The organism is Formosa bonchosmolovskayae, assembly GCF_051016085.1.
Taxonomy (GTDB): domain Bacteria; phylum Bacteroidota; class Bacteroidia; order Flavobacteriales; family Flavobacteriaceae; genus Formosa.
Window position 1 is genome coordinate 946461 of sequence record NZ_CP174605.1, and the last position, 22982, is coordinate 969442.

The 22982-nt window shown below is 35.3% G+C and carries 16 protein-coding genes and 1 tRNA gene; 12 read left to right on the forward strand and 5 right to left on the reverse strand.

Annotated features, from left to right (window positions below; translation table 11 throughout):
* Nucleotides 1–17: 17 nt before the first annotated feature.
* Both ACKC83_RS03940 and ACKC83_RS03945 read right to left on the reverse strand, forming a co-directional pair.
* Nucleotides 18–1193: a dicarboxylate/amino acid:cation symporter gene (locus ACKC83_RS03940; RefSeq protein ID WP_434037093.1), complete on the reverse strand. Its 1176-nt coding sequence runs from the start codon at nucleotides 1191–1193 to the stop codon at nucleotides 18–20.
* Between the two features lie 362 nt (nucleotides 1194–1555).
* Nucleotides 1556–1637, reverse strand: a tRNA-Leu gene (locus ACKC83_RS03945).
* A gap of 167 nt (nucleotides 1638–1804) precedes the next feature.
* Here ACKC83_RS03945 and ACKC83_RS03950 point away from each other — a divergent pair.
* From ACKC83_RS03950 to pth, 3 genes are all read left to right on the forward strand, one after another.
* Nucleotides 1805–2740: a ribose-phosphate pyrophosphokinase gene (locus ACKC83_RS03950; RefSeq protein WP_414036506.1), complete on the forward strand. Its 936-nt coding sequence runs from the start codon at nucleotides 1805–1807 to the stop codon at nucleotides 2738–2740.
* Nucleotides 2741–2768: 28 nt separating this feature from the next.
* Nucleotides 2769–3383, forward strand: coding sequence for a 50S ribosomal protein L25/general stress protein Ctc (locus tag ACKC83_RS03955; protein ID WP_414036505.1), 615 nt, complete (start codon nucleotides 2769–2771; stop codon nucleotides 3381–3383).
* A 144-nt stretch (nucleotides 3384–3527) separates the two neighbouring features.
* Nucleotides 3528–4094 carry an aminoacyl-tRNA hydrolase gene (pth, locus tag ACKC83_RS03960; protein WP_434037094.1) on the forward strand — a complete coding sequence of 189 codons (567 nt, stop codon included), beginning with the start codon at nucleotides 3528–3530 and terminating at the stop codon, nucleotides 4092–4094.
* 234 nt (nucleotides 4095–4328) lie between these two features.
* Here pth and ACKC83_RS03965 read toward each other — a convergent pair whose 3' ends face one another.
* Nucleotides 4329–7661: a reprolysin-like metallopeptidase gene (locus ACKC83_RS03965; protein WP_434037095.1), complete on the reverse strand. Its 3333-nt coding sequence runs from the start codon at nucleotides 7659–7661 to the stop codon at nucleotides 4329–4331.
* 163 nt (nucleotides 7662–7824) lie between these two features.
* Here ACKC83_RS03965 and ACKC83_RS03970 point away from each other — a divergent pair, with 163 nt between their 5' ends.
* The 9 genes from ACKC83_RS03970 to ACKC83_RS04010 all read left to right on the forward strand — a co-directional run bounded on the left by ACKC83_RS03970 (nucleotide 7825) and on the right by ACKC83_RS04010 (nucleotide 18059).
* On the forward strand, nucleotides 7825–8766 hold the full coding sequence (locus ACKC83_RS03970) for a bifunctional riboflavin kinase/FAD synthetase (RefSeq protein WP_434037096.1): 942 nt from the start codon (nucleotides 7825–7827) through the stop codon (nucleotides 8764–8766).
* Nucleotides 8756–10069 carry an HTTM domain-containing protein gene (locus tag ACKC83_RS03975; RefSeq protein ID WP_434037097.1) on the forward strand — a complete coding sequence of 438 codons (1314 nt, stop codon included), beginning with the start codon at nucleotides 8756–8758 and terminating at the stop codon, nucleotides 10067–10069. Before ACKC83_RS03970 ends, ACKC83_RS03975 begins: the two co-directional genes overlap by 11 nt.
* A 238-nt stretch (nucleotides 10070–10307) precedes the next feature.
* The gene (gene serS / locus ACKC83_RS03980) at nucleotides 10308–11579 is read left to right on the forward strand and encodes a serine--tRNA ligase (protein ID WP_434037098.1); all 1272 of its coding nucleotides are present in this window, start codon (nucleotides 10308–10310) and stop codon (nucleotides 11577–11579) included.
* Nucleotides 11580–12015: 436 nt separating this feature from the next.
* Entirely contained in the window at nucleotides 12016–13794 is a 1779-nt protein-coding gene (locus ACKC83_RS03985) for a tetratricopeptide repeat protein (RefSeq protein WP_434037099.1), read from the forward strand.
* A gap of 3 nt (nucleotides 13795–13797) precedes the next feature.
* Entirely contained in the window at nucleotides 13798–14313 is a 516-nt protein-coding gene (locus ACKC83_RS03990) for a GNAT family N-acetyltransferase (RefSeq protein ID WP_414036498.1), read from the forward strand.
* 164 nt (nucleotides 14314–14477) lie between these two features.
* Nucleotides 14478–14804 carry a DUF4286 family protein gene (locus ACKC83_RS03995; protein ID WP_434037100.1) on the forward strand — a complete coding sequence of 109 codons (327 nt, stop codon included), beginning with the start codon at nucleotides 14478–14480 and terminating at the stop codon, nucleotides 14802–14804.
* Between the two features lie 5 nt (nucleotides 14805–14809).
* A complete protein-coding gene (rsmA, locus tag ACKC83_RS04000; protein ID WP_414036496.1) occupies nucleotides 14810–15595 on the forward strand; it encodes a 16S rRNA (adenine(1518)-N(6)/adenine(1519)-N(6))-dimethyltransferase RsmA in 786 nt (261 codons plus the stop codon).
* Nucleotides 15595–16968, forward strand: coding sequence for a magnesium transporter (gene mgtE / locus ACKC83_RS04005; protein WP_414036495.1), 1374 nt, complete (start codon nucleotides 15595–15597; stop codon nucleotides 16966–16968). The genes rsmA and mgtE overlap by 1 nt, the downstream gene beginning before the upstream one ends.
* 134 nt (nucleotides 16969–17102) lie before the next feature.
* Nucleotides 17103–18059: a 2-hydroxyacid dehydrogenase gene (locus ACKC83_RS04010; protein ID WP_434037101.1), complete on the forward strand. Its 957-nt coding sequence runs from the start codon at nucleotides 17103–17105 to the stop codon at nucleotides 18057–18059.
* A 103-nt stretch (nucleotides 18060–18162) separates the two neighbouring features.
* Here ACKC83_RS04010 and ACKC83_RS04015 read toward each other — a convergent pair whose 3' ends face one another.
* Nucleotides 18163–20838, reverse strand: a complete 2676-nt coding sequence (locus ACKC83_RS04015) for an AsmA family protein (protein ID WP_434037102.1) — start codon at nucleotides 20836–20838, stop codon at nucleotides 18163–18165.
* Between the two features lie 280 nt (nucleotides 20839–21118).
* A complete protein-coding gene (locus tag ACKC83_RS04020) occupies nucleotides 21119–22975 on the reverse strand; it encodes a GNAT family N-acyltransferase (RefSeq protein WP_434037103.1) in 1857 nt (618 codons plus the stop codon).
* Between the last annotated feature and the right edge of the window lie 7 nt (nucleotides 22976–22982).

The following is a 22982-nucleotide window of genomic DNA, read 5'->3' on the forward strand; positions in this document are numbered from 1 at the left end:
ATGATTTTATTAAAATGCTAGGCTACCAATTTATCCTTAGTTATCCGATCTACCACCAAAGAAATAGCGCCATCTCCAGTAACATTACACGCCGTACCAAAACTATCCATGGCTATGTATAAAGCAATCATCAATCCGATCATCTCTTCGGTAAATCCTAACATAGATTGTAAGATGCCCACAGCTGCCATAATCGCCCCTCCTGGCACTCCAGGCGCTGCAACCATAGCGATTCCAAGCATAAAAATAAAACCGGCAAATAATGTAAAGCTAAAAGGCATACCTTCTAAAATCATTAACGCCATAGCACAAGCAGTAATTTTCATAACACTTCCCGAGAGGTGAATAGTTGCGCATAAAGGCACAACAAAACCCGCTATTTTTTCTGAAACCCCATTTTTTAAACATTGCTCTAGAGTTACAGGTATTGTAGCTGCCGAGGACTGCGTGCCAAGTGCAGTAAAATATGCGGGCATCATGGTTATCAATAACTTAAAAGGATTCTTTTTTGATAGTATACCTGCAATAGTAAACTGTAGTATTAACAGTAATATATGTAAGACAAAAATTACACCAATTATACTTATAAAAACAGAGAGTATAGAAAACACTTTACCGCTAAACGACATGCTAGCGAATATCCCTAATATAAATAAAGGTAAAAGCGGAATAACAACATATTCTATAACCTGCATTATAATGGTCTCGAAATCTTTAACCACTAATTTTAGAGTAGAATTTTCCTGATAAGACAGCCCTAAACCAATAACAAAAGCTAGAATTAAGGAAGTCATAATATCCATAAGTGGCGGTATTGTTATACTGAAATAGGGTAATAATTCTAATCCTGAATCTACAATTTGAGCCGTCTCATTTACATGCGATTCTAATAAATTTGGAAATATATTGGATGCCGTAAAATAAGTCATGAATCCCGAAAATAATGTGGAGCCATATGCAATTGCCGCGGTTAACAATAATAATTTTCCAGCCCCTTTACCCAAGTCGGAAATAGCAGGCATAATTAATCCCAATATAATTAATGGAATTGAAAAACTTAAAAACTGTCCGAAAAACGCATTAAATGTGGTGAAAATTCGGTTAACAGATTCCGGTAAATAAAGTCCGAAAACAATACCTAGCACCATGGCTAAAAAAACTTTAAATAGTAAATTCGAAAATAAACGTTTCATAATCTAGGATAATTTATAGCAGACCTTAATTTTATAACAGCAGTCAGTTTTAAGTTCGCAAATATACAGGCATTGAACAGAATTCACCTATAAAAATTGGGTTTAGTAGCATTATCCAAAACGTACTATTTTGTTTGAAGTGTATCAATCCAAAAATTTGAGTCTTTTTGCACCGATAGAACTGAGATTTCATTTTATTTAAAAGGCATTTCTGATATCGTTATAAATACTAAAAAAAGTCTGCAGAAAACGTGAGTATTGTGGTCGTGCATTTCATAGCATGTCGACTAAAAGTTGAAGGTAGCATCAGGATAAAAACGAAAAAACCCTCAGAAATCAACAGATTAAAAAGGGTTTTAAAGTACTCAAGGTGGGAATCGAACCCACACTTCCGAAGAAATTGGATTTTGAATCCAACGCGTCTACCAATTCCGCCACTTGAGCGTGATAGTTGAATTTTTCATCAAAATCAGACTGCAAAAATAATCCATTTTTATTTAAACTTCCTAAAAAATACAACACATATTTCTTTTCAGGTAAAAATAAATGTCTAAATTTGCACGGAATTTAAAAACCAGTAGTGTTTCACACTAATAAACAACACGTTACATATGCCTTCAAATGAAGCTAAAATATTTACCTGCGATCAAAGTAGAGAATTAGCAGAGAAAATTGCAGCGGCCTATGGTTCACACCTAGGAAATGTTATTACCTCTACGTATAGTGATGGCGAATTTCAGCCTTCTTACGAAGAATCAATTAGAGGAACTCGTATATTTATTATTGGTTCTACACATCCTGGTCCTAAAAATTTAATGGAGATGTTGTTAATGATTGATGCCGCTAAACGCGCCTCTGCAAGACACATCACCGCGGTTTTACCTTATTTTGGTTGGGCAAGACAAGATCGTAAAGATAAGCCTAGAGTACCAATAGCAGCTAAATTAGTTGCTAAAATGCTAGAAACAGCTGGTGCGACGCGTATTATCACTATGGATTTACACGCCGATCAAATTCAAGGTTTTTTCGAAAAACCAGTCGATCACCTTTTTGCATCCACAATCTTTTTACCTTACCTAAAGTCCCTAAACTTAGACAACTTAACCATTGCGTCTCCTGATATGGGAGGTTCTAAGCGTGCTTACGCATACTCTAAAGCTTTAGAAAGCGATGTTGTTATTTGTTATAAGCAACGCGCAAAAGCCAATGTGATTTCTTACATGGAATTAATTGGTGATGTTACGGGTAAAAATGTTGTTTTAGTTGATGATATGGTAGATACTGCCGGAACATTAACTAAAGCGGCAGATTTAATGATGGAGCGTGGTGCACTAAGCGTAAGAGCTATTTGTACACACCCTATTTTATCTGGAGATGCTTACAAGAAACTAGAAGCTTCAAAACTAGAGGAATTAATAGTAACAGATTCTATTCCTTTAAGTCAGCATAGCGACAAAATACGAGTACTTACTTGTGCCGATTTATTTGCTGGTGTCATGCAAAATGTACACTACGACAAATCAATCAGTTCAAAATTCGTAATGTAAATTTAATTTAATACTTAAATAAATAAAAATGAAATCAATTACAATCAACGGATCTCTAAGAGAAAGCGTGGGCAAAAAAGCAACAAAAGCCTTACGTAATGCTGGCCAGGTTCCTTGCGTACTATACGGAGGAGACAAACCAGTTCATTTTACTGCAGACGAATTGGCGTTTTCTAAACTTGTGTACACTCCAAATGCGCATACAGTTGTGATTACTCTAGCTAGTGGCGAATCTTTTAACGCTATTATGCAAGACATTCAATTTCATCCAGTAACAGACAAAATTATACATGTAGATTTCTACCAAACTTTTGATGATAAAGAAATATCTATGGATATTCCTGTATCTTTTATCGGTAGCTCTCGTGGTGTTAAAAATGGTGGTGTTTTACGTAAAAACAAACGTAGCTTAAGAGTAAAAGCACTTCCTGCTAACTTACCAGATTTTATCGAAGTAGACATTACACCTCTTAAAATTGGTGGTAAATTATACATTACTACTTTAGAAAACGAAGCTTACAAGTTTATGCATCCAGATAACACTGTAGTATGTCAAGTAAGACGTTCTAGAGCTGCAATTATCGAAGATGACGATGAAGAAGAAGGAGCAGAAGCTACTCCAGAAGCAACTACTGAAGCATAGTCTTTAATAGTTTTATAAAAAGTAAAAGCATTCTGTGTATTCAGGATGCTTTTTTTATTTTAGCATAAATTTAAATCGGATATGTTCACGTTTATAAAATCTTTACTGCATCCTAAACTTACGAACATAAATACGCAAGACAGTATGAAAAAATTCTTAATTGTTGGCCTTGGAAATATTGGTGACGCATACGAAAACACACGTCACAACATTGGCTTTAAAGTATTAGACCACTTGGCAAAAAAAGAATCTTTATCTTTTGAAACCCAGAAATTAGGCGACTTAGCAACCTATAAGTTTAAAGGCCGAACCTTTATTTTACTTAAACCTAGTACATTTATGAATTTAAGCGGAAAAGCTGTTCTATACTGGATGACAAAGGAAAATATACCTCTAGAAAATGTATTAATCATTACAGACGATTTAAATCTATCGTTTGGAAGTATTCGTCTTAAAGGCAAAGGAAGCGACGGCGGACACAACGGATTAAAAGACATTCAAAACAAATTACAAACAGCTACTTATAACCGATTCCGATTTGGTATTAGTGACGAATTTAGCAAAGGAAGACAGATTGATTATGTCTTAGGCGAATGGACTGTAGAAGAAAACGACCAACTTCCTGAGCGCCTAGATAAAGCTGTAGAACTTATTAAATCTTTCGGTACAGCTGGACTTAATAATACTATGAATAGCTTTAATGGTAAGTAAGTTTATGTAGACTCACACTACTTTTAATCTTATATATTTTATAATCGTAATAAGATAAAATTTTGGGATTATAGATTCTAGGCAAGCACCGGCTGACTTTACCAAACCAACTCACATCATAATACAAACAACAAAAACCTCATCTATTCTTACTTAATAAAAAAGCCAGAAATCAATCATCTTGATTTCTGGCTATTTAATTTATAACTCTGTTATTTAAAATTTAGGAGAAAACTATTCTACTACAATTTTCTTTATGGTTTTATGAACACCATTATTAACTTCTAATAAATATAACCCAGAAGCCACCTGATCTAAAACAATCTTCTGACTAAAAGCAGCACTACTTTTATACGCTTTAGAATAAACTTGTCTCCCACTAATATCGTATAACTTTATATTTACAGCGTTGCTAGACGTTGCATTTAGCGATACGGTAAAAGTTCCTTTATTTGGATTTGGCCACACGGAAAAACTACTAAATCCGTTATCTTCTATCCCTAACGTAGGCTGAACTTCTAATTTGTAATCTTCCACCTCTCCGTCAAATCCATCTTCACAAGAATCAGGTGTAGCCGAATATTTAGTAGTTACACGCATAATAGTTTTATCACTTAACACAGCATCTAAAGGCACCGTAATCTCTAAAGGAGAACCACCGGTAATACCATTTACAACATCTCTTGCCGTTCCTAAATCGTACACTTCTCCTGCATCGTTAAAATCACAGTTGTTATTCCAATCAATCCAAACAAGCGTATGTGTGGTAAAGTTTCCAGCCGTATCTACATAAACCGACAAAGTATATGTTCCTCCTCTTTTTACTTGATTTGCTATAGATGTAAAATCGCTATACCCCGTTTTTCCTGACGCATTATCGACCGTATTAAAAACCACTCGCGTTGTAGCAGTAAGAAGTAATGGATTATTACTAACACCCTCCGAAGCACATGCAGTACACAGACTAGTTATAAAACTAAAAACCTCCGAATCGACACTAAACGTACATTCGTTTATAGCACGAACTCTCCAGTAATAAACAACACGGTTTTCTAAAGCCTGAAATTCGAATTGCGTATCTGTAAGCTGATAGCGGTTCACTTCGGCAGAAAAATCTGAAGACGTAGACACTTCCAACTCATATTCGTCGGCATATGGGGAAGCATCCCATGACAGCAGAACTTGATTTGAAACTTCTGCACCTTTCGACGGACTTACTAAACTTGGACTTTCAATCTGAGATGCTTCAATTCGTAATGGAGCTACTGTAGTTTCAGTCAGTGAAGTGGCAGTTCCAATAATATCAACATCCTGAAAACCTATAGTTGCATTTTCAAAATTATTAAGCGTTAAAACCACATCCGTATCAGCTTGTGCTGTAGCTGGCGTAAATGTTGCCACGACACCTGATGGTAAATTATCAACACTAAAAGTTGTTAGGTCGTTAAACCCTGAAACTGTAATGTATTTAAACGGGATGGTTAAAGACAGTGCATTATTACAAACAACATAAGGCACGACCTCTTCTGTTTGTTCCAATACAAAAATAGGTCCTGATTTTTTTATACTGAAGTCTGCATTAGAAATATCATAAAAAATATTATCCGCAGCTTCGACCATAATTCTACAATTATCACTTTCATAGTCTGGAACCGTAATGGTTTCGGAACCATCGTTATCTACATTCGACGCCAAAGTAATTGGGTACGTCATTCCGCCATCTAAAGACAACTTAATATTTACTTTCTGACTATTAATGGGCGCCTTATTGGTTGCCCCAACTTCCCATTTAACGTCTCTTGAAATACCAACAAACCAATTTTCGGTTGTAGATGCTTCATACACTGTAAACGGCACGCCGTCTACCACGGTCACGGTCATAAAATCACTAGCCACTTGCCCAACACCTATAGGGAAACCACTTCCATTATCGCGTACCGTTAATGCAAAATTCATAGTTCTAGCAACCGAAGGTGTTACCTCCCATTTAGGCGTAAGATTACCCGCTACAACTTCACTTAAATCTGGCAAATACCTATCAGGAGAATCTGTAGGCAAAATAGAACGATACATAGGTCCGTAGGCCCAAGTAGACTGTGGGGCTCCATTAGCAGGAGCACGTTCTGGATCATTTTGAGACCAGTTATACGTTAATGTCTCTGTCCCGTCTGGATCTGTTCCTGCACCTCTTAATACAAAGGGTGTAGATACTGGAATAGCATAATCTTGACCCGCCATAGCCACTGGAGGCTTATTATCTAATACTGTTTGTACTCCACAATCACTAACTCCTCCTGGTTGTATGTTTTGAGAGATATCTCGAATATTTACAAAATTAAAATGCGCATCAGAATTTTCTTGCACATTGTTTACACCACAAATTCCTGAATACCCCATGATAGAACTTCCTGAAGCAGGTTCCACTTCAGAAATACCATTTCCTGAGCGAGAACACGTATTCATAGTATGCCATGCACCAAATTGATGTCCCATTTCATGAGCCACAAAATCGATGTCGAAGGCATCACCAATAGGATTTGCCATCCCCGTATATCCTTGTCCTTTAGACACGTCTGCAGTATAAGGCGCTTCAGCATCTACGCAAACACAACCAATACAACCTGCTTGTCCACCATTAGTGGTATTAAAATTATGTCCGATATCGTACAACCCTTCATCATTTAGAGTGGTAGAAATCACTTCTTGAGTTTTCGCACTAAATTCATTGCTCCAAGGATCGTTTTCTAAATCGTAATATAGTAATTCGTCATTTCTATCGATAAATACTAAGGTTATTGCTAAATCACGTTCATAAATTTCATTAACCCGGTTAATGGTAATGGCCATTTGCGCCTGAATTTTAGCTTTTTTTTCTAAATCTGTACCTTCTCCAGCGAATAAGGCGCCATACTTCGCGTTACAAGACAAGGCTAAACGATATGTTCTTAATATACCATCGTTTGTATTTGAAATATCGGTTGCTACATCAGACCTTAAAGATTTTAAATCGATATTTTCATCGGTTAAACATTCAAAATCTTGATTATTTACACCTAAGTCCGATCGATTATATACCATATACTTATTACCTTCTACGGTATATGGATCTATAAATAATGAACTTCTTTTTGCAGATAACGAAAACACATGCAATCCGCTTTGAGTCACACTAAAACGCATAGTTGCCGTTTTATCGTCTACTCCAATACCTTTATATGTCTTAATCATAGGAAATTTAGCCGCAAGTTTTGGCTCCATAATAGACGATTCTGTAATTTCAAACTGTTGAAATGTTCCATCGGACATTGGAAACGCCATTATAATTCCTGATGAATTTCTATTACTATCGCTTAAAGGCGCTTTACTTAAAGCGGTTTTAAAGGCCTCTATTTCTAGTTGGAAAATTTGATAAGCTTTTGGCTCTGTTTTTCGTGCCAGTGTTTTATTAGCAACACGCTCATTAGACACATTTTTCCAAAATATTGACGATGACTGCGCGAAAACAATGCTAGAACAGAAGGACACTATTAATAGCAATAAAAACGTTTTCGTGTTAAGGTTTTTCATAAATTTAAATCTTTTTTTTAGTATAATTATAATCCGCATTTTATTATCACAAAATTATTGTCATTGCAAAAACATGACGTAGTTTTGTTTATAATTGCGTATCACTTTAAGGTGAGCTAAAATAAACCTTTTTAACAATTACTTAACGATTACTCTTTATTAAATGGAAAAAGTCAGAAATTTTAACAATCTAGACTCCAAGATTTCAACAGTTGTAACTATAGGTACGTTTGACGGTGTGCATTTAGGACATCAAAAAATACTAAAACGACTTGTTAACACCGCTAAAGAGACGCATTTAAAATCTGTTGTTCTTACCTTTTTTCCACACCCTAGAATGGTGCTACAGAACGATGCCAACATAAAATTAATTCATACCATTGAGGAGCGCAGCGATATTTTAGAACAATCGGGTTTAGATTATCTATGTATTCAGAAGTTTACAAAAGAGTTTTCTAGACTGACAGCCGAAGATTTTGTAAAAAAAATCTTGGTAGAACAGTTACAAGCTAAGCGCGTTATAATTGGGTACGATCATCATTTTGGAAGAAATCGTTCTGCAAATATTGACGATTTACGCAAATTTGGAGAGACCTACGGTTTTGAAGTTGAAGAAATTTCTGCCGAAGATGTAAACGAAGTTGCTGTAAGTTCTACCAAAATTAGAAAAGCGCTTGAAGCCGGCGACATTACTAAAGCTAATAACTATTTAGGCTACCCGTTTTCTATAAATGGAACGGTAGTAACAGGGAAACAAATAGGAAAACAATTGCAGTATCCTACGGCTAATTTAGAAATCAAAGAAGCTTATAAACTTATTCCAAAACAAGGTGTATACGTTGTAAAATCTGAAATTGATAATGTGACTATTTTTGGTATGATGAATGTCGGGACCAACCCAACAGTTACCGACAGCACCAATCAACACATAGAAATTCATTTTTTTGATTTTGATGCCGATTTATACGGGAAATCTTTAAAAATCGATATGCTTCACCGTCTTAGAGACGAGAAAAAATTCGAATCTATCGATAACCTGAAAAAACAATTACAACAAGACGAAGAAGAATCACGACGCTTTATTAGTGAGACAAATGGTGAATAAATTTCTTTTTAAACATATAGACAATTCGGCTTTAATTGTCTTTAGAATTATTTTCGGACTCTTATGTTTTTTAGAAACTGTAGGTGCTATTTTTACCGGTTGGATTAAGCGCACCCTTATAGATCCTGACTTTACATTTTCATTTATTGGCTTTGAGTGGATACAACCGCTTCCTGGAAATGGCATGTATTTTTATTATGCTGTTATGGGAATTTTAGGGCTTTGTATTATGGTAGGATATAAATACCGTTTTAGTGCAATTTCGTTTACTATACTCTGGGCAGGCTGTTATTTAATGCAAAAAGCATCTTATAACAACCATTATTACTTATTAGTTTTACTAAGTGGCTTAATGGCCATACAGCCGGCAAACACCTATTTTTCTATAGATGCGAGGCTAAAACCTGAAATTGAAAGAATTTCCATGCCGCGTTGGTGTAGCATAGTATTTATTTTACAAATGTTTATTGTATACACCTACGGTTCTCTAAACAAGATTTATCCAGACTGGTTAGACACCACAGTAATGGCAGTGTTAATGAGAAGTAAAGCCAATTATATTCTTGTGGGAGATCTTTTGCAAAACCACATAATGCATTACTTCCTAGCCTATGGTGGCATTTTATACGACGGTTTAATTATTCCTTTATTTTTATATAAACCGACCCGAAAATTTGCGTTTTTTGCTTCAATTTTCTTTCACTTATTCAATTCGTTTATATTTCAAGTTGGTATTTTTCCGTATTTATCCTTAGCGTTTGCTTTATTCTTTTTTGAACCTAAGATTATCCATAAGCTCTTTTTTAAAAACAAAAAACCTTTTTATAACGCAGGCGAAATCATTGTTCCAAAACACAAAAACCTGGCATTAGGTGCAATGTCTGTATACTTTATTATACAAATTATATTGCCTATTCGTCATCACTTTATACAAGACAATGTACTTTGGACCGAAGAAGGACATCGTTTATCATGGCGTATGATGTTGCGCTCTAAAAGCGGAAATACGACATACACGATTAAAAATCACACGAAAAACACCACCGAACGGGTGAATCTAAAAGAGTATTTATCGCCTAAACAAGTCCGATTGGCCTCTAATAAACCGGATATTATGTGGCAATTTTCGCAACGTTTAAAATCGATTTATGCCGCGAAAGGTGATTCTATTTCGGTGTACGTTAAATCGTATGTTAGTGTTAATGGAAAACCTTCAAAAACATATACAAATCCAGAAGTAGACTTAGCCAATGTAAAATGGTCTGCTTTGAAACATAGCGATTGGATTTTACCATCAAAATAGGTTTATATTTTATTCCATTCGACCTAAAATCTTATTACTTTTGCTGTTAATTAAATTTTCACCTTGCGTTAAGGATTGCAGCGGCATCCTTTTTTACGTGTTTTGTTTTCTCTTTAATTACGCGGACTAAATCCTTCGTAAAACTATAACCTGAAAACTGAATTAAACCGGTAAAAAAGATATAGCGAAAAGCCTGGTCTTGTTAACAAAACAAGAAACGCCCAAATTAAAAACTAAGATGTTACAAATTCCTTTTATAAGAGACAATAAAGACCGCATTATTGCAAATCTAGCAAAGCGTAATATTGATGCTACAGAGATGATTTCTGAAGTACTTACCCTTGATGAAACTCGTAGAAGCACGCAAGCACAATTAGACAACACATTAGCTGAAGCCAATACATTATCGAAAGAAATTGGTATGTTGTTTAAAAGTGGAGAAACTCAAAAAGCTACCATCTTAAAAGGAAAAAGTGCAAACTTAAAAGAACTTTCTAAAGAATTAACAGAGACTTTAAACGAGGTTTCCGAAGCGCTAAGTCAGTTGTTATATAAAATCCCTAATATTCCTAACGATTCCGTTCCTGCGGGAAGTACAGAAGACGATAATGAGGAGATTTTTAGAGCTGGAGACATCCCTACCTTATACGATGGCGCAATGCCTCACTGGGAATTAGCGAAAAAATACGACATTATAGATTTTGAATTAGGTAATAAAATTACAGGTGCTGGTTTCCCCGTTTACAAAGGGAAAGGTGCCCGCTTACAACGTGCCTTAATCGCATACTTTTTAGATAAAAACACGGCTGCTGGTTATACAGAATATCAGTTACCGCATTTAGTAAACGAAGCTTCTGGTTTTGGAACTGGACAATTACCAGATAAAGAAGGACAGATGTACCACGTTACCGCAGATAATTTATATTTAATCCCTACAGCAGAAGTGCCAGGAACTAACATTTTTAGAGATGTGGTTTTAAACGAAAGCGAATTACCAATCGGGATTACAGGCTACACGCCATGTTTTAGACGTGAAGCAGGAAGTTACGGTGCGCACGTTAGAGGTTTAAACCGTTTACACCAATTTGATAAAGTTGAAATTTTACGCGTCGAGCATCCAGACAATTCTTATACAGCATTAGATGGTATGGTCGCTCATGTAAAAACCATACTTGAAGACTTAAAATTACCATACAGAATATTAAGATTATGCGGTGGTGATTTAGGATTTACATCGGCATTAACATTCGATTTCGAGGTTTTCTCTACGGCTCAAGACCGATGGTTAGAAATTTCTTCTGTCTCTAATTTTGAAACCTTTCAAGCCAATCGCTTAAAATTACGTTTTAAAAATAAAGATGGTAAAAACGAATTGGCTCACACCCTAAATGGTAGCTCTTTAGCATTACCAAGAGTGCTTGCAGGAATTTTAGAGAACTACCAAACCGAAGATGGCATTGTAATTCCAGACGTTTTAGTACCTTATACAGGCTTCTCTATTATAGACTAAATGTATTTTGTAATGGTTTTCTTATAACTTAAATACTGTAAAACAGTACTGCGAGTGAACAAGCACATTGAACCGAAACCGTTTAACGAAAAACAACTTTTTAATTTTGAATTTTAACACTTTATCAAGAAATTTGTATCTTCCACTAATAGTAAATTTCTTGATAAAGTGTAAATGATATAGTTTACTGTATTCGCCTATCAATTTCGAAATTTAAACATAAAAGAGACTATTTGGTTGTACTTACTCACAGCTACATATATTTAACATATAACAATATCCGACAAAGTAATTGAATCACACTTGGGTAAACAGGAGGGTTAATAGCACTTTTATTTTTGTTGGTTAAAATGCCTGATTCTTCGGGCATTTTTTATATCCCTATTTTTCATTAGTAAATTCCACTTCCTTATATTTACAAGAATCTAAAAAAACTATGAGATTAATACTTGTTTGTTGCATGCTCTTAAGCTTTTGCGCGTTTTCGCAACAGGATATTGTTGCCAAACAGTATTTTAAAAATGGTGATTTTGAAAAAGCACTTATTTCCTACAAAAAACTGCACGAGAATAGTCCGACCAATATAAATTACATCAAGGCACTTGCAGATACCCACATACAACTTAAGCAATATAACGAGGCAGAACAGCTTTTAAAACAAGCTATAGATAGAATGAAATTTCCTTCGTTTTATGTAGAATTAGGGTATAATTTTCAACTACAAGACCGGGAGGAAGAAGCCCAGGAAAATTATGAAAAAGCCATTCAGAGTTTAGACGAAAATCCAAGTTACGTATACTCTATAGCAAGACAATTCCAAGAGCACTCACTGTTAGATTTAGCCATACGTTCTTATGAAAAAGCAATGACTTTAAATGAAGAATTTGATTTTAGTATGCAACTCTCTCAAATTTATGGAGAGCAAGGAAACATTGAAAAAATGTTTGTGAATTATATAGATTTCGTAGAAAAGAATCCGATTTACATCGACGAGATAAAACGCATTTTTAGTGACTTTCTAAACGAGAATCCAGATAATGAAAACAACGTTATACTTAGAAAAACCATACTGCGAAAAATTCAACAAAACCCAGAGTTAATATGGAACGAATTACTCAGTTGGTTGTTTAGTCAGCAGAAAGAATTCAACAAAGCATTTGCACAGGAAAAAGCAATTTACAATAGGCTTCCGGAGAGCCTAAATCGCATGTCTCAATTAGCCTCGATAGCAACTAGCGAAAAAGATTTTGAAACCGCGACACGTATTTACGACTACATTATTGAAACCTCTCAGGATACAGACACCAAACTAAACGCTCACTATCACTTACTCCAGTTTAAAACAGACTTAGCTACAGAACAAGAGTATAAAGCTATTCAATCCGATTATATAAAATTATTCGAAACATACGGCTCGCAGTCACAAACCTTAAAACTTCAAATTGCTTATGGTCATTTTCTAGCGTTCTATTTACACGAAATCGATCAAGCAGAAACTGTTTTAAAACAATCTTTAAACCAGAACATAAGCAACACCCAAATTGCAGAGGTGAAATTAGAATTGGCGGACATTTTGGTCTTGCAAGAAAAATTTAACGAAGCTTTAATTTATTATACACAGATCCAACGAAGCTTAAAAAATAGCACCATTTCTCAAGAAGCAAGGTTTAGAGTTGCAAAAACCAGCTATTATAAAGGCGATTTTAAATGGGCAGAATCCCAATTGAATATTTTAAAACAATCTACTACCCAATTAATTGCAAACGACGCCCTAGAATTAAAACTTCTAATATCCGATAACAAATACGAAGACTCCACTCAAACAGCATTAAAACTCTATGCAAAAGCCGATTTATTAGCCTACCAAAACAAACCAAAGGAAGCCATTGTGGTTTTAGATACCATACTAAAAAACCATAATAGCGAACCCATTGCCGAGCAAGCGCTATATAAGCAAGCACAATTATTCGAGTCTCAAAAAGCATACAATCAAGCAGAAAACAATTATGAACTTTTAATTGCAAATCATGCCAATGGTTTACTGTCAGACGATGCTTATTTTGCTTTAGCCGAATTATATAATCACCAATTAAATCGGCCTGAAAAAGCCAAACCACTTTACGAGTATATTATATTTAACTTTGCCGATAGTATCTATTTTGTGGAAGCACGATCAAAATTTAGAACCTTACGTGGCGATTCCTTAAGTCAATAATTTATGAGTATAGCTACAACCGAACGTTTACACCTTGAAGAATTAACGCTAAACGACGCGCCGTTTTTATTAGAATTATTAAATACTCCCAATTGGATAAAATATATTGGAGATCGTAATATTAAATCGGTTGCAGATGCCGAACAAGCGCTAACCAATACCTATCTAAAAAGCTACCGAGATCACGGTTTTGGCTTTTTTAAAGTGCTTTTAAAATCAGACAACTCTAAAGCCATAGGCTGTTGCGGATTAATAAAACGACCAGAATTAGAGGGTGTAGATATTGGTTTTGCATTTTTACCGGAATATGAGCGTAAAGGTTACGGTTTCGAATCTGCTACTGCGGTATTAGAAATCGCCAAAGAAAAATTTAAATTAGACGAAGTTTTAGCCATAGTATTACCAACAAATCCAAATTCGATAAAACTCCTTGAGAAATTAGGCATGACCTATAGGAAAACGGTATCTCCCTTCGAAACCAAAGAAGCATTGTTGTTATACTCCAAAACGTTCGACTAAAGTAAATGAAGATGTAATACCTGAATTTTTTACTTTAGTGATATTACACTTTCTAATAGCGATTGGATTAAAATCCGTGAAAAATTAAACCTAACTTACCAAAAAACAGTATTTCATTTTGTAGCTGACAAAGAGATGCTGTTATTTGCAAAAAAATTAATTACATGTATATCTATAATGTAACCTCTAATGTTAGCGATGCAGTGCACGACACTTGGATCACCTGGATGAAACAAGAACATATTCCTCAGGTTTTATCTGTTGGCACCTTTTACGAAGCTAAACTTACACGCGTCCTTATTGAAGAAGAAATGGGAGGTAAAACCTATTCTGTACAATATCGCGCAAAATCACGCGAAGATTTAGACAGATATTACCATAAATTTGCAGATTTACTTCGCACAGAAGCCTTAAAAAAATTCGGTGAAAATGTCTTAGCTTTTAGAACAGAACTAGAAGTTGTAGATGTTTACAGCGTAACAAAACAGTAATATACATGACGGTAAAAGCAAAAAAACATTTAGGTCAACATTTCCTTAACGACGAATCTATTGCTGAAAAAATAGCAAACACCTTATCTTTCGAAGGGTATAAAAATGTCCTGGAAATTGGTCCTGGAATGGGGGTTTTAACCAAATATTTGCTTGATAAGCCAACAAAAACTTACGTGGTAGAAATCGACTCAGAATCGGTAGATTATTTAAAAGCAAACTACTTAACGTTGGCAGACCGCGTCATCGAAAAAGACTTCTTAAAATACGATATCAACGAGGTGTTTAAAGGCGAATCGTTTGCTGTTATCGGAAATTACCCATACAATATTTCAACACAAATCGTGTTTAAAACTTTAGAAATGCGCGATCAAATTCCTGAGTTTTCTGGAATGTTTCAAAAAGAAGTAGCACAACGTATTTGCGAAAAAGAAGGCAGTAAAGCTTACGGTATTTTATCGGTGCTTACACAAGCTTTTTACCATGCAGAATACCTTTTTACCGTACCACCACATGTATTTAATCCGCCACCAAAAGTAGATTCTGGTGTGTTGCGATTAACACGAAAAGAAGACTATAGTTTAGATTGTAATGAAGCCATGCTTTTTAAGGTTGTAAAAGCATCTTTTCAGCAACGCAGAAAAACACTTCGTAACAGTTTAAAAACATTCAATCTATCCGATAGTTTAAGAGAAGATAGTATCTTTGGAAAACGTCCGGAACAACTTTCGGTTGCACAATTTATAGCGCTAACTAAACGCATAGAAGACGACTTAAAAACACAAGATTAGTGGAGGAACACGAAGACAATATTCAGTTTAAAATAAGTGATGAACTTATTGAAAATGTGGAACAGTTAATTGAGTCTAAAGATGATGCAAACATCTTAGAACTTTTAAGTGATTACCACCACGCTGATATTGCCGAAATTCTAGAAGAAACAGATATAGATCACGCCACCTATGTGATTAAACTTTTAGATAGTGAAAAAACGTCGGAAGTGTTAATGGAATTAGACGAGGATACTCGTGAAAAAATTCTAGATACACTCTCTGCAAAAGAAATCGCCGAAGAAATAGACGAGCTGGATACCGATGATGCGGTAGACATGATTTCTGAATTATCAGACGATCGTCAGCAACTCGTAATCGACCACATTGAAGATCAAGAACACGCACAGCACATTAAAGATCTGTTGCGTTACGACGATAATGTAGCCGGGGGATTAATGGCCAAGGAACTTGTAAAAGTTAACGAAAATTGGACTGTTACCCGATGCGTTAAAGAAATGCGCGCACAAGCCGAAGAAGTTACCCGCGTACACTCCATTTATGTCGTCGATAATAACCAGAAACTTATTGGCCGTCTATCTTTAAAAGATTTACTAATTGCGTCTCCAAGAGCACATATTTCAGACATTTACATTCCTAAAGTAGATTATGTTTACGTTACCGAAGATGTAGAGGAGGTCGCAAATATTATGCAAAAATACGACTTGGAAGCGATTCCTGTAGTCGATAAAAACCATATCCTTTTAGGCCGTATCACCATCGACGATATTGTAGATGTTATTCGTGAAGAAGCCGAAAAAGACTACCAACTTGCTGCCGGTATTACCCGAGATGTAGAGGCCGACGATAGCATTTGGAAACTTACTAAAGCCCGTTTACCATGGTTACTAATTGGTATGTTTGGTGGTTTAGGTGCAGCAAGCATTATAAACAGTTTTAGCGGTGCTATGGGCGATTATATTATACTGTTAAGCTTTGTGCCACTTATTCAAGCAACCGCCGGAAATGTTGGAGTACAATCGTCTGCCATTGTGGTTCAGGGACTTGCAAATAATACCATGGATAGCAGTCTTGTTAGACAATTATTCAAAGAATTCACTCTAGGTTTGGTTAACGGATTAGCTATTGCCCTAATCGCTTTATGCGTTACACATTTTGCTTTTGGCACACCATATACCGTATCTATAACCATAGGTTTAGCCTTAATTGCCGTAATTGTAATGGCGGCACTCATAGGCACATTTATTCCTATTATTTTAGATAAACGCGGCATAGATCCAGCCGTAGCCACAGGACCATTTATTACCACCAGCAACGATGTGTTTGGTATCTTAATTTACTTCTTAATCGCTAAAGCCATGCTAGGGTTTTAATTTGAGTGTTCCGCAAAAAGGGTCAGACTTTCGCGACTAGCTTTTTTAGGCAGAACAACTTAAAAATGAAGGTAAACAAATCGCTCAATCCTTAACGCAAAAGTTCGTAAATTTGGAATCTAATTTCCAATACAATGAACATTCTTCATCTCGATAGCAATCACTCGCTCTTAAAGCAACAGTTAACCGATTTAGGCTTTACCAATCATGACGATTTTACTTCAACAAAATCAGAAGTAGAAGCTAAAATTCATCAATACGATGGTATTATTATAAGAAGTCGTTTTACAATCGACAAATCATTTTTAGATGCCGCAACAAACTTAAAATTTATTGGCCGTGTTGGTGCTGGTTTAGAAAACATAGATTGCGATTATGCCATATCTAAAGGTGTCTATCTTATTTCGGCTCCCGAAGGCAACAGAAATGCAGTTGGCGAACATACTCTAGGCATGCTCCTTTCGTTATTTAACAAACTTAACAAAGCCGATCATGAAGTTCGTGAAGGCCAATGGCTACGCGAAGATAATCGTGGGATAGAATTAGACGGAAAAACGGTTGGAATTATTGGCTATGGAAATATGGGAAATGCGTTTTCTAAAAAATTACGTGGCTTCGATGTAAACGTCTTGTGTTACGATATTAAAGCCGGTGTTGGAAACGAAAATGCTAAACAAGTCGACTTAGAAACGTTTCAAAACCAAGTTGATGTCGTGAGTTTACATGTACCACAAACACCACTTACTCAAAACATGATTGATGCCAAATTTATTAACGGTTTTAAAAAGCCATTTTGGTTTTTTAATACGGCTAGAGGAAAAAGCGTGGTAACTACCGATTTAGTTACTGCATTACAATCTAAGCAAATTTTAGGTGCCGGCTTAGACGTTTTAGAATACGAAAAAGCCTCCTTCGAGAATTTATTTACTGCAGATCAAATGCCTGAAGCTTTTCAATATTTAATAGAAGCAGAAAATGTATTATTAACACCACATGTTGCAGGATGGACTATAGAGAGTAAAGAAAAATTAGCACAAACCATAGTCGATAAAATCAAGCAAAAATTTGTAAAACTTTTATCTCGCAAATAATCCATTTGCAGGAGCGAATCACTCATTACAACATGTATTATAAAACAAAAAAAGCTGAAGATTTAAACCTTCAGCTTTTCCATTATATTCAGATTTAAAGACATTAATTTCCCGTCTTCGAATCGTCTTTTTTCTTTCCAAATAAGCCGTTAAGTATATTATCGGCCGCTTTTTTAATGTTATCTGTTTGTACAGAATCTTTTACTTTGTCTGCGCCTACACTAGTGGAGTCGTTAGATTTATTTCCACCTAAGAAATTATTTAAAGCGTCTTTTACCTTATCTGTTCCTTTGTTTAATAATTCATTTTTTTGCATTTCAATCAGCTTTTGGGTTAAGGCTGTTGCAGTCGCACTTAAATCTGTAGTCACCGACGGACTACCAATACTTCCTCCAATTTTAGCCATTACAGGAACTGTAATATTCTCTGCTTTCGGGTCGTTTAGTTTGGCTAATAAGTTGGTAGCCTCTTTTCCAAGATATTTAGCAGGCACATCGAAAAGCGCACTATAATTTAGAGACTGGTCGAATCCATGGCTCCCTCCTATTTCTACAGCAATATCCTTAAATTTAAGGTCGAAAGGTTTTACCTGCACTTGTCCATCTTTAAAATTCAATGCTGTTTTAAAGTTTTTAGTTTCACCTTCATCAAAATTTAAGAATTCTAAACGATCTACCAATGTTGCCAAAACCTTACTGTCTTTAGTATCGACATCGTTAACAAATAATTCTGCCAATACATTTCCTGAAATGGTACTTAAATTGGGCGTAAAATCGGTAGAAAGATCTCCTTTCATTTCAAAATTAGAATTTAATACACCTTGAAATGCTTGAGCAATAGGCGCTAAAGCTTTTAACAGATCTAAACCTTGAAAAGATTCTGCGATATTAAAACGTTGCATCCCCAATTTCACATCGAAAATAGGTGTTTCAGATTTAGTCGATACCGAACCATTTAATGCGATTTGTCCACCAAATAAATTAGATGTTAAATCTTTTATCGTCACCGTTTCATCGCGAACTATTAAAGTTCCCGCCACTTCTTTTAAAGTGAGATTATCGTAAATAACCGTATTTGCTTTTGCTGCAATAGTGGCATCTAAAAATGCTGGAATTTTTATTTGCTCTTTCCCAACCACAACTTCAGATTTCGGTTGTGTTTTGGTGCTTTCGTTGGTAGTAGCATTTTCAGAAGCGTCTTCTTCGACCATAAAATCGTTAACAGCAAATGTATTCGAATTCAGTGTAAAGTTTCCTTTTAACATCTCGTCGTTAAACATAAACCCTAAGAGATTGTCTATAGCTCCTTTTGCAGAAAGATCGGTTTGACCCGTTTTCGCTTCAAAGGCATTCAAGGTCACATTTGTTGTATTAAAAGTTAAGCCTGCTTTCGAAATTTGAATCGGATTTTTTAAATCGTCAGAACTAAACTCAAAATTACTTAAGCCTAAAGACCCCTTATTTTTAGTGTCTTGATATCTGCTTTCCTCTATGGCTTTCATATCGAATGCTGTTGTAATATCTGCATCTAAAATTCCTTTTAAATCTTGCTCGACAGCAAACGGATACGCTTGTGACAGATTTCCTAAATTAATTCGCCCTTTCAAATTAGCATTTACCAACGGATTCCCCATAAGATTTTTAATCGTTGCATTGGCACTAAAAACATCCTGGGCTATTTTAAAAGTTAAGGTATTTATATTAACATGCGTATTCTCCAACAGTCCCGTTTCATTTGCAATTTTAGTATCTATAGTAATATTAGATACTGCTTGAGGTAAATCTGGATATTTAAACGACGCGTTATTAGATGAAATTCCAATGTTAAAGGCCGGAATATGCGTCTCGTCTACCGTACCATTAATGCGTCCTTGCACCACAAAATCTCCAGTAGTTTGTACGTTTTCTATTTCTTTAGAATAGGGCTGAGGAATTAATGCTAAGAAATTTTTAAAATCGGAAGACGGTGTTTTAAATGAAATATCGACATCTTGACTCGCTTCATTAAGTTTTACAAAACCATCGAAAACCAATTCCAATTGGTTAATAACAGCTTTGTTTTCTAGAAACGTATATGTGTTCTGCTCTAAATCTACTCCTAATTTAGCATCCAATTTAATGGGAGTCGCATTAAGATAATTAGTACCTCCCATATCGAAGGAAATCAAACCATTTGTCTTGGTATCTAATTCAGATTTTACAGCAGATAAATCTCCTGTTCCGGAATGATTAAAATCGGTAAGCTGAAAATGCATCTTCCCTTGCTCGTCAAAATATTTGATTTGGGAATTTGTTATGTCGTAGTTTTTAATAGACAAAGAAACCGAACTTGGAGTTGCCGGATCTGTATCCTTAATACCCTCTTTAGAAGCCGGATCTGCCTTAACAATATCGTAATTAACATTACCATTTTCGTCTATTAGCACATTCACTACAGCGTCATCTATACTAAAAGAATTAATCGTATACGGTTCGCCTTCGCTATTAAATATTTGCATAAAAGGCATACTGATATTTGCATTTTTTGCAGACACCAAAGTTTCTCCTGCGAAAGTTCCTGTATTTATAATACTCATATCGTTAACAGAAACGGACACTTCAGGAAAACTCCGAATTAAACTCACATCTGCATCGGCAAAATCGAATTCTGCATTAATATTTTTATTCACTGTACTCTTTACAATGTCAAGTATTTTACCTTCAAATACAAAAGGAATGGCAATGAGAATAAGAACAATAACCCCTATTGCTATCCCTACTATTTTGAGTGTTTTTTTCATATTTATAATATTTTCTATAAATTTATATAGCAGTGAAATACAGCGCAAAAATGATGCTAATTCTATAGTTCTACCTGCACTTTAATAAAAGTTTAGTGTTTATTTATTTTCCATCTCTAAAAGTCACCAAAACGTACGCTGACTACCTTTAAAAACACACAAAGGAACCTAAATTAACGCATATTTTAGGTCTTTTTCGATGAGATTATTAACGCATAAAAAAGACTACCGTTATCGATAGTCTTTTTTAAAAATTGAATTTTATATGTGCTTTTTTAGATTACTCCGCAGGATCTGCTTGTTCGCTATTACCTGCTCCGGAAAATTTACGTTCTAATTCTTCTTGAAACTCTTCCATAACTGGACGCACCGTACTTTCTGGCAAATCTTCTATTTTTATATACATTAGGCCATCGACTGCATTATTAAATAAAGGATCGACATTAAAAGCCACCAACCTGGCATTTTGCTTGATATACTTTTTAAGTAAAACCGGCAATCTTAAGTTTCCTGGCTCTACTTCATCTATAATTTTATCGAATTTGTTTAAATCGGCTTCGGTTTCATCAAATACAAAATCTTTATCGGCATCTTTAAGCTTAACCTTAAACTCTTTTTTAGGGTGCACATACTGCGCGACATACGGGTCGTAATAATGAGATTTCATAAACTCTATCATTAACGATTTTGAAAAATTCGAAAACTGATTACTGATGCTTACACCACCAATTAAATATTTATGCTCAGGAAAACGTAAAGTAGTATGCACAATACCACGCCAAAGCAGAAAAAGTGGCATTGGTTTAAGCTGAAATTCTTTAATAATAAAGGCGCGTCCCATCTCGATAGACTCACTCATCATTTTATGTAATTCCGGCTCAAAGCGAAATAAGTCTTGTAAATAGAACCCGTCTATTCCATATTTTTTAAAAATTTGGGACCCTAAGCCCATTCTATATGCTCCAGCAATCTTTTTTTGATCGTCGTCCCATAAAAACATATGGTGATAGTAACTATCAAACTTATCTAAATCTATAGATTCGTTTGTTCCTTCTCCAATTTCACGAAAAGTAATTTCACGCAAACGCCCAATTTCTCTAAGAATAGTAGGAATATCTCTTGAAGAGGCCAAAAACACTTCGTAGTTCTTACTTTGCAATAACCTGCAATCTAGCTCACGCAATTGCGAAACTTCTTCTTCCATTAAGGTTGCATCTCCAGGAGTTACAATACGCTTTGGGGTTTTAGTCGATTTTAAATTTAAGGTTGATGATAAGCTGCTTAGTATTTTAGATTTCTCTTCGAATGCATTTGCAAGCATATACGTTTTTCGCCTTAAAAACTCGGAGTATTCTGGCAAGGTCGCATGCTCTTTTTGATCGGCTACTGATATAGGCCTTCCAATTCTCACCTTAATTACACGCTTTTTCTGTGTTAAGACTTCAGAAGGCAATTTTGCTGTTCTTAACGTACCACTTATCTTAGAAAGTTCATAAAACAACTTACTGTTTTTAGCATGAAAATAAATAGGAACCACTGGTACTTCGGCTCGCTTTACCAATTTTAAAGCCGCGGCTTCCCAAGGTTTATCTACCACTAATTTACCTTCGCGATAGGTAGAGACTTCTCCTGCAGGAAATACACCTAGCGGATGACCTGCTTTTAAATGTAACAAGGCATTTTTAAAGGCAGCAACACTAGATTTAGCATCCTTTCTATCTTCAAACGGATTTACAGGCATAATGTATGGCTGTAAAGGTTCTATACGATTCAGTAAAAAATTGGCCATGATTTTATAATCATCGCGATGTTCTATCATAAGTTTTAATAACAACACGCCATCAATACCGCCTAACGGATGATTAGATACCGTTATAAAGGCGCCACTTTTTGGTAAACGTTTTAGATCTTCTTCTGGAATTTCAAATTTAATCTCGTACTCTTCTAAAATGCGATTTAAAAAATGTATATCTGATAGATGCTTATTTTTAATATAAAAGTCGTTTATTTTAGAAATTTTTAGAACCTTCATTAGGCTCCAGCCCACAAATGTGCCCAGAAAACCAAATTTTTCTAAATTTATAGCACTTGCTACTTCACTGGGTGTTACTATTCCCTTTTCTTCCTGTTTCGCCATGGGCACA

Bases quoted from the DNA above. Each gene is read 5' to 3' on its own strand.
- ACKC83_RS03940 (WP_434037093.1), bottom strand. From the start codon at position 1,193: ATGAAACGTTTATTTTCGAATTTACTATTTAAAGTTTTTTTAGCCATG.
- ACKC83_RS03950 (WP_414036506.1), top strand. From the start codon at position 1,805: ATGCCTTCAAATGAAGCTAAAATATTTACCTGCGATCAAAGTAGAGAA.
- ACKC83_RS03955 (WP_414036505.1), top strand. From the start codon at position 2,769: ATGAAATCAATTACAATCAACGGATCTCTAAGAGAAAGCGTGGGCAAA.
- pth (WP_434037094.1), top strand. From the start codon at position 3,528: ATGAAAAAATTCTTAATTGTTGGCCTTGGAAATATTGGTGACGCATAC.
- ACKC83_RS03965 (WP_434037095.1), bottom strand. From the start codon at position 7,661: ATGAAAAACCTTAACACGAAAACGTTTTTATTGCTATTAATAGTGTCC.
- ACKC83_RS03970 (WP_434037096.1), top strand. From the start codon at position 7,825: ATGGAAAAAGTCAGAAATTTTAACAATCTAGACTCCAAGATTTCAACA.
- ACKC83_RS03975 (WP_434037097.1), top strand. From the start codon at position 8,756: ATGGTGAATAAATTTCTTTTTAAACATATAGACAATTCGGCTTTAATT.
- serS (WP_434037098.1), top strand. From the start codon at position 10,308: ATGTTACAAATTCCTTTTATAAGAGACAATAAAGACCGCATTATTGCA.
- ACKC83_RS03985 (WP_434037099.1), top strand. From the start codon at position 12,016: ATGAGATTAATACTTGTTTGTTGCATGCTCTTAAGCTTTTGCGCGTTT.
- ACKC83_RS03990 (WP_414036498.1), top strand. From the start codon at position 13,798: ATGAGTATAGCTACAACCGAACGTTTACACCTTGAAGAATTAACGCTA.
- ACKC83_RS03995 (WP_434037100.1), top strand. From the start codon at position 14,478: ATGTATATCTATAATGTAACCTCTAATGTTAGCGATGCAGTGCACGAC.
- rsmA (WP_414036496.1), top strand. From the start codon at position 14,810: ATGACGGTAAAAGCAAAAAAACATTTAGGTCAACATTTCCTTAACGAC.
- ACKC83_RS04010 (WP_434037101.1), top strand. From the start codon at position 17,103: ATGAACATTCTTCATCTCGATAGCAATCACTCGCTCTTAAAGCAACAG.
- ACKC83_RS04015 (WP_434037102.1), bottom strand. From the start codon at position 20,838: ATGAAAAAAACACTCAAAATAGTAGGGATAGCAATAGGGGTTATTGTT.
- ACKC83_RS04020 (WP_434037103.1), bottom strand. From the start codon at position 22,975: ATGGCGAAACAGGAAGAAAAGGGAATAGTAACACCCAGTGAAGTAGCA.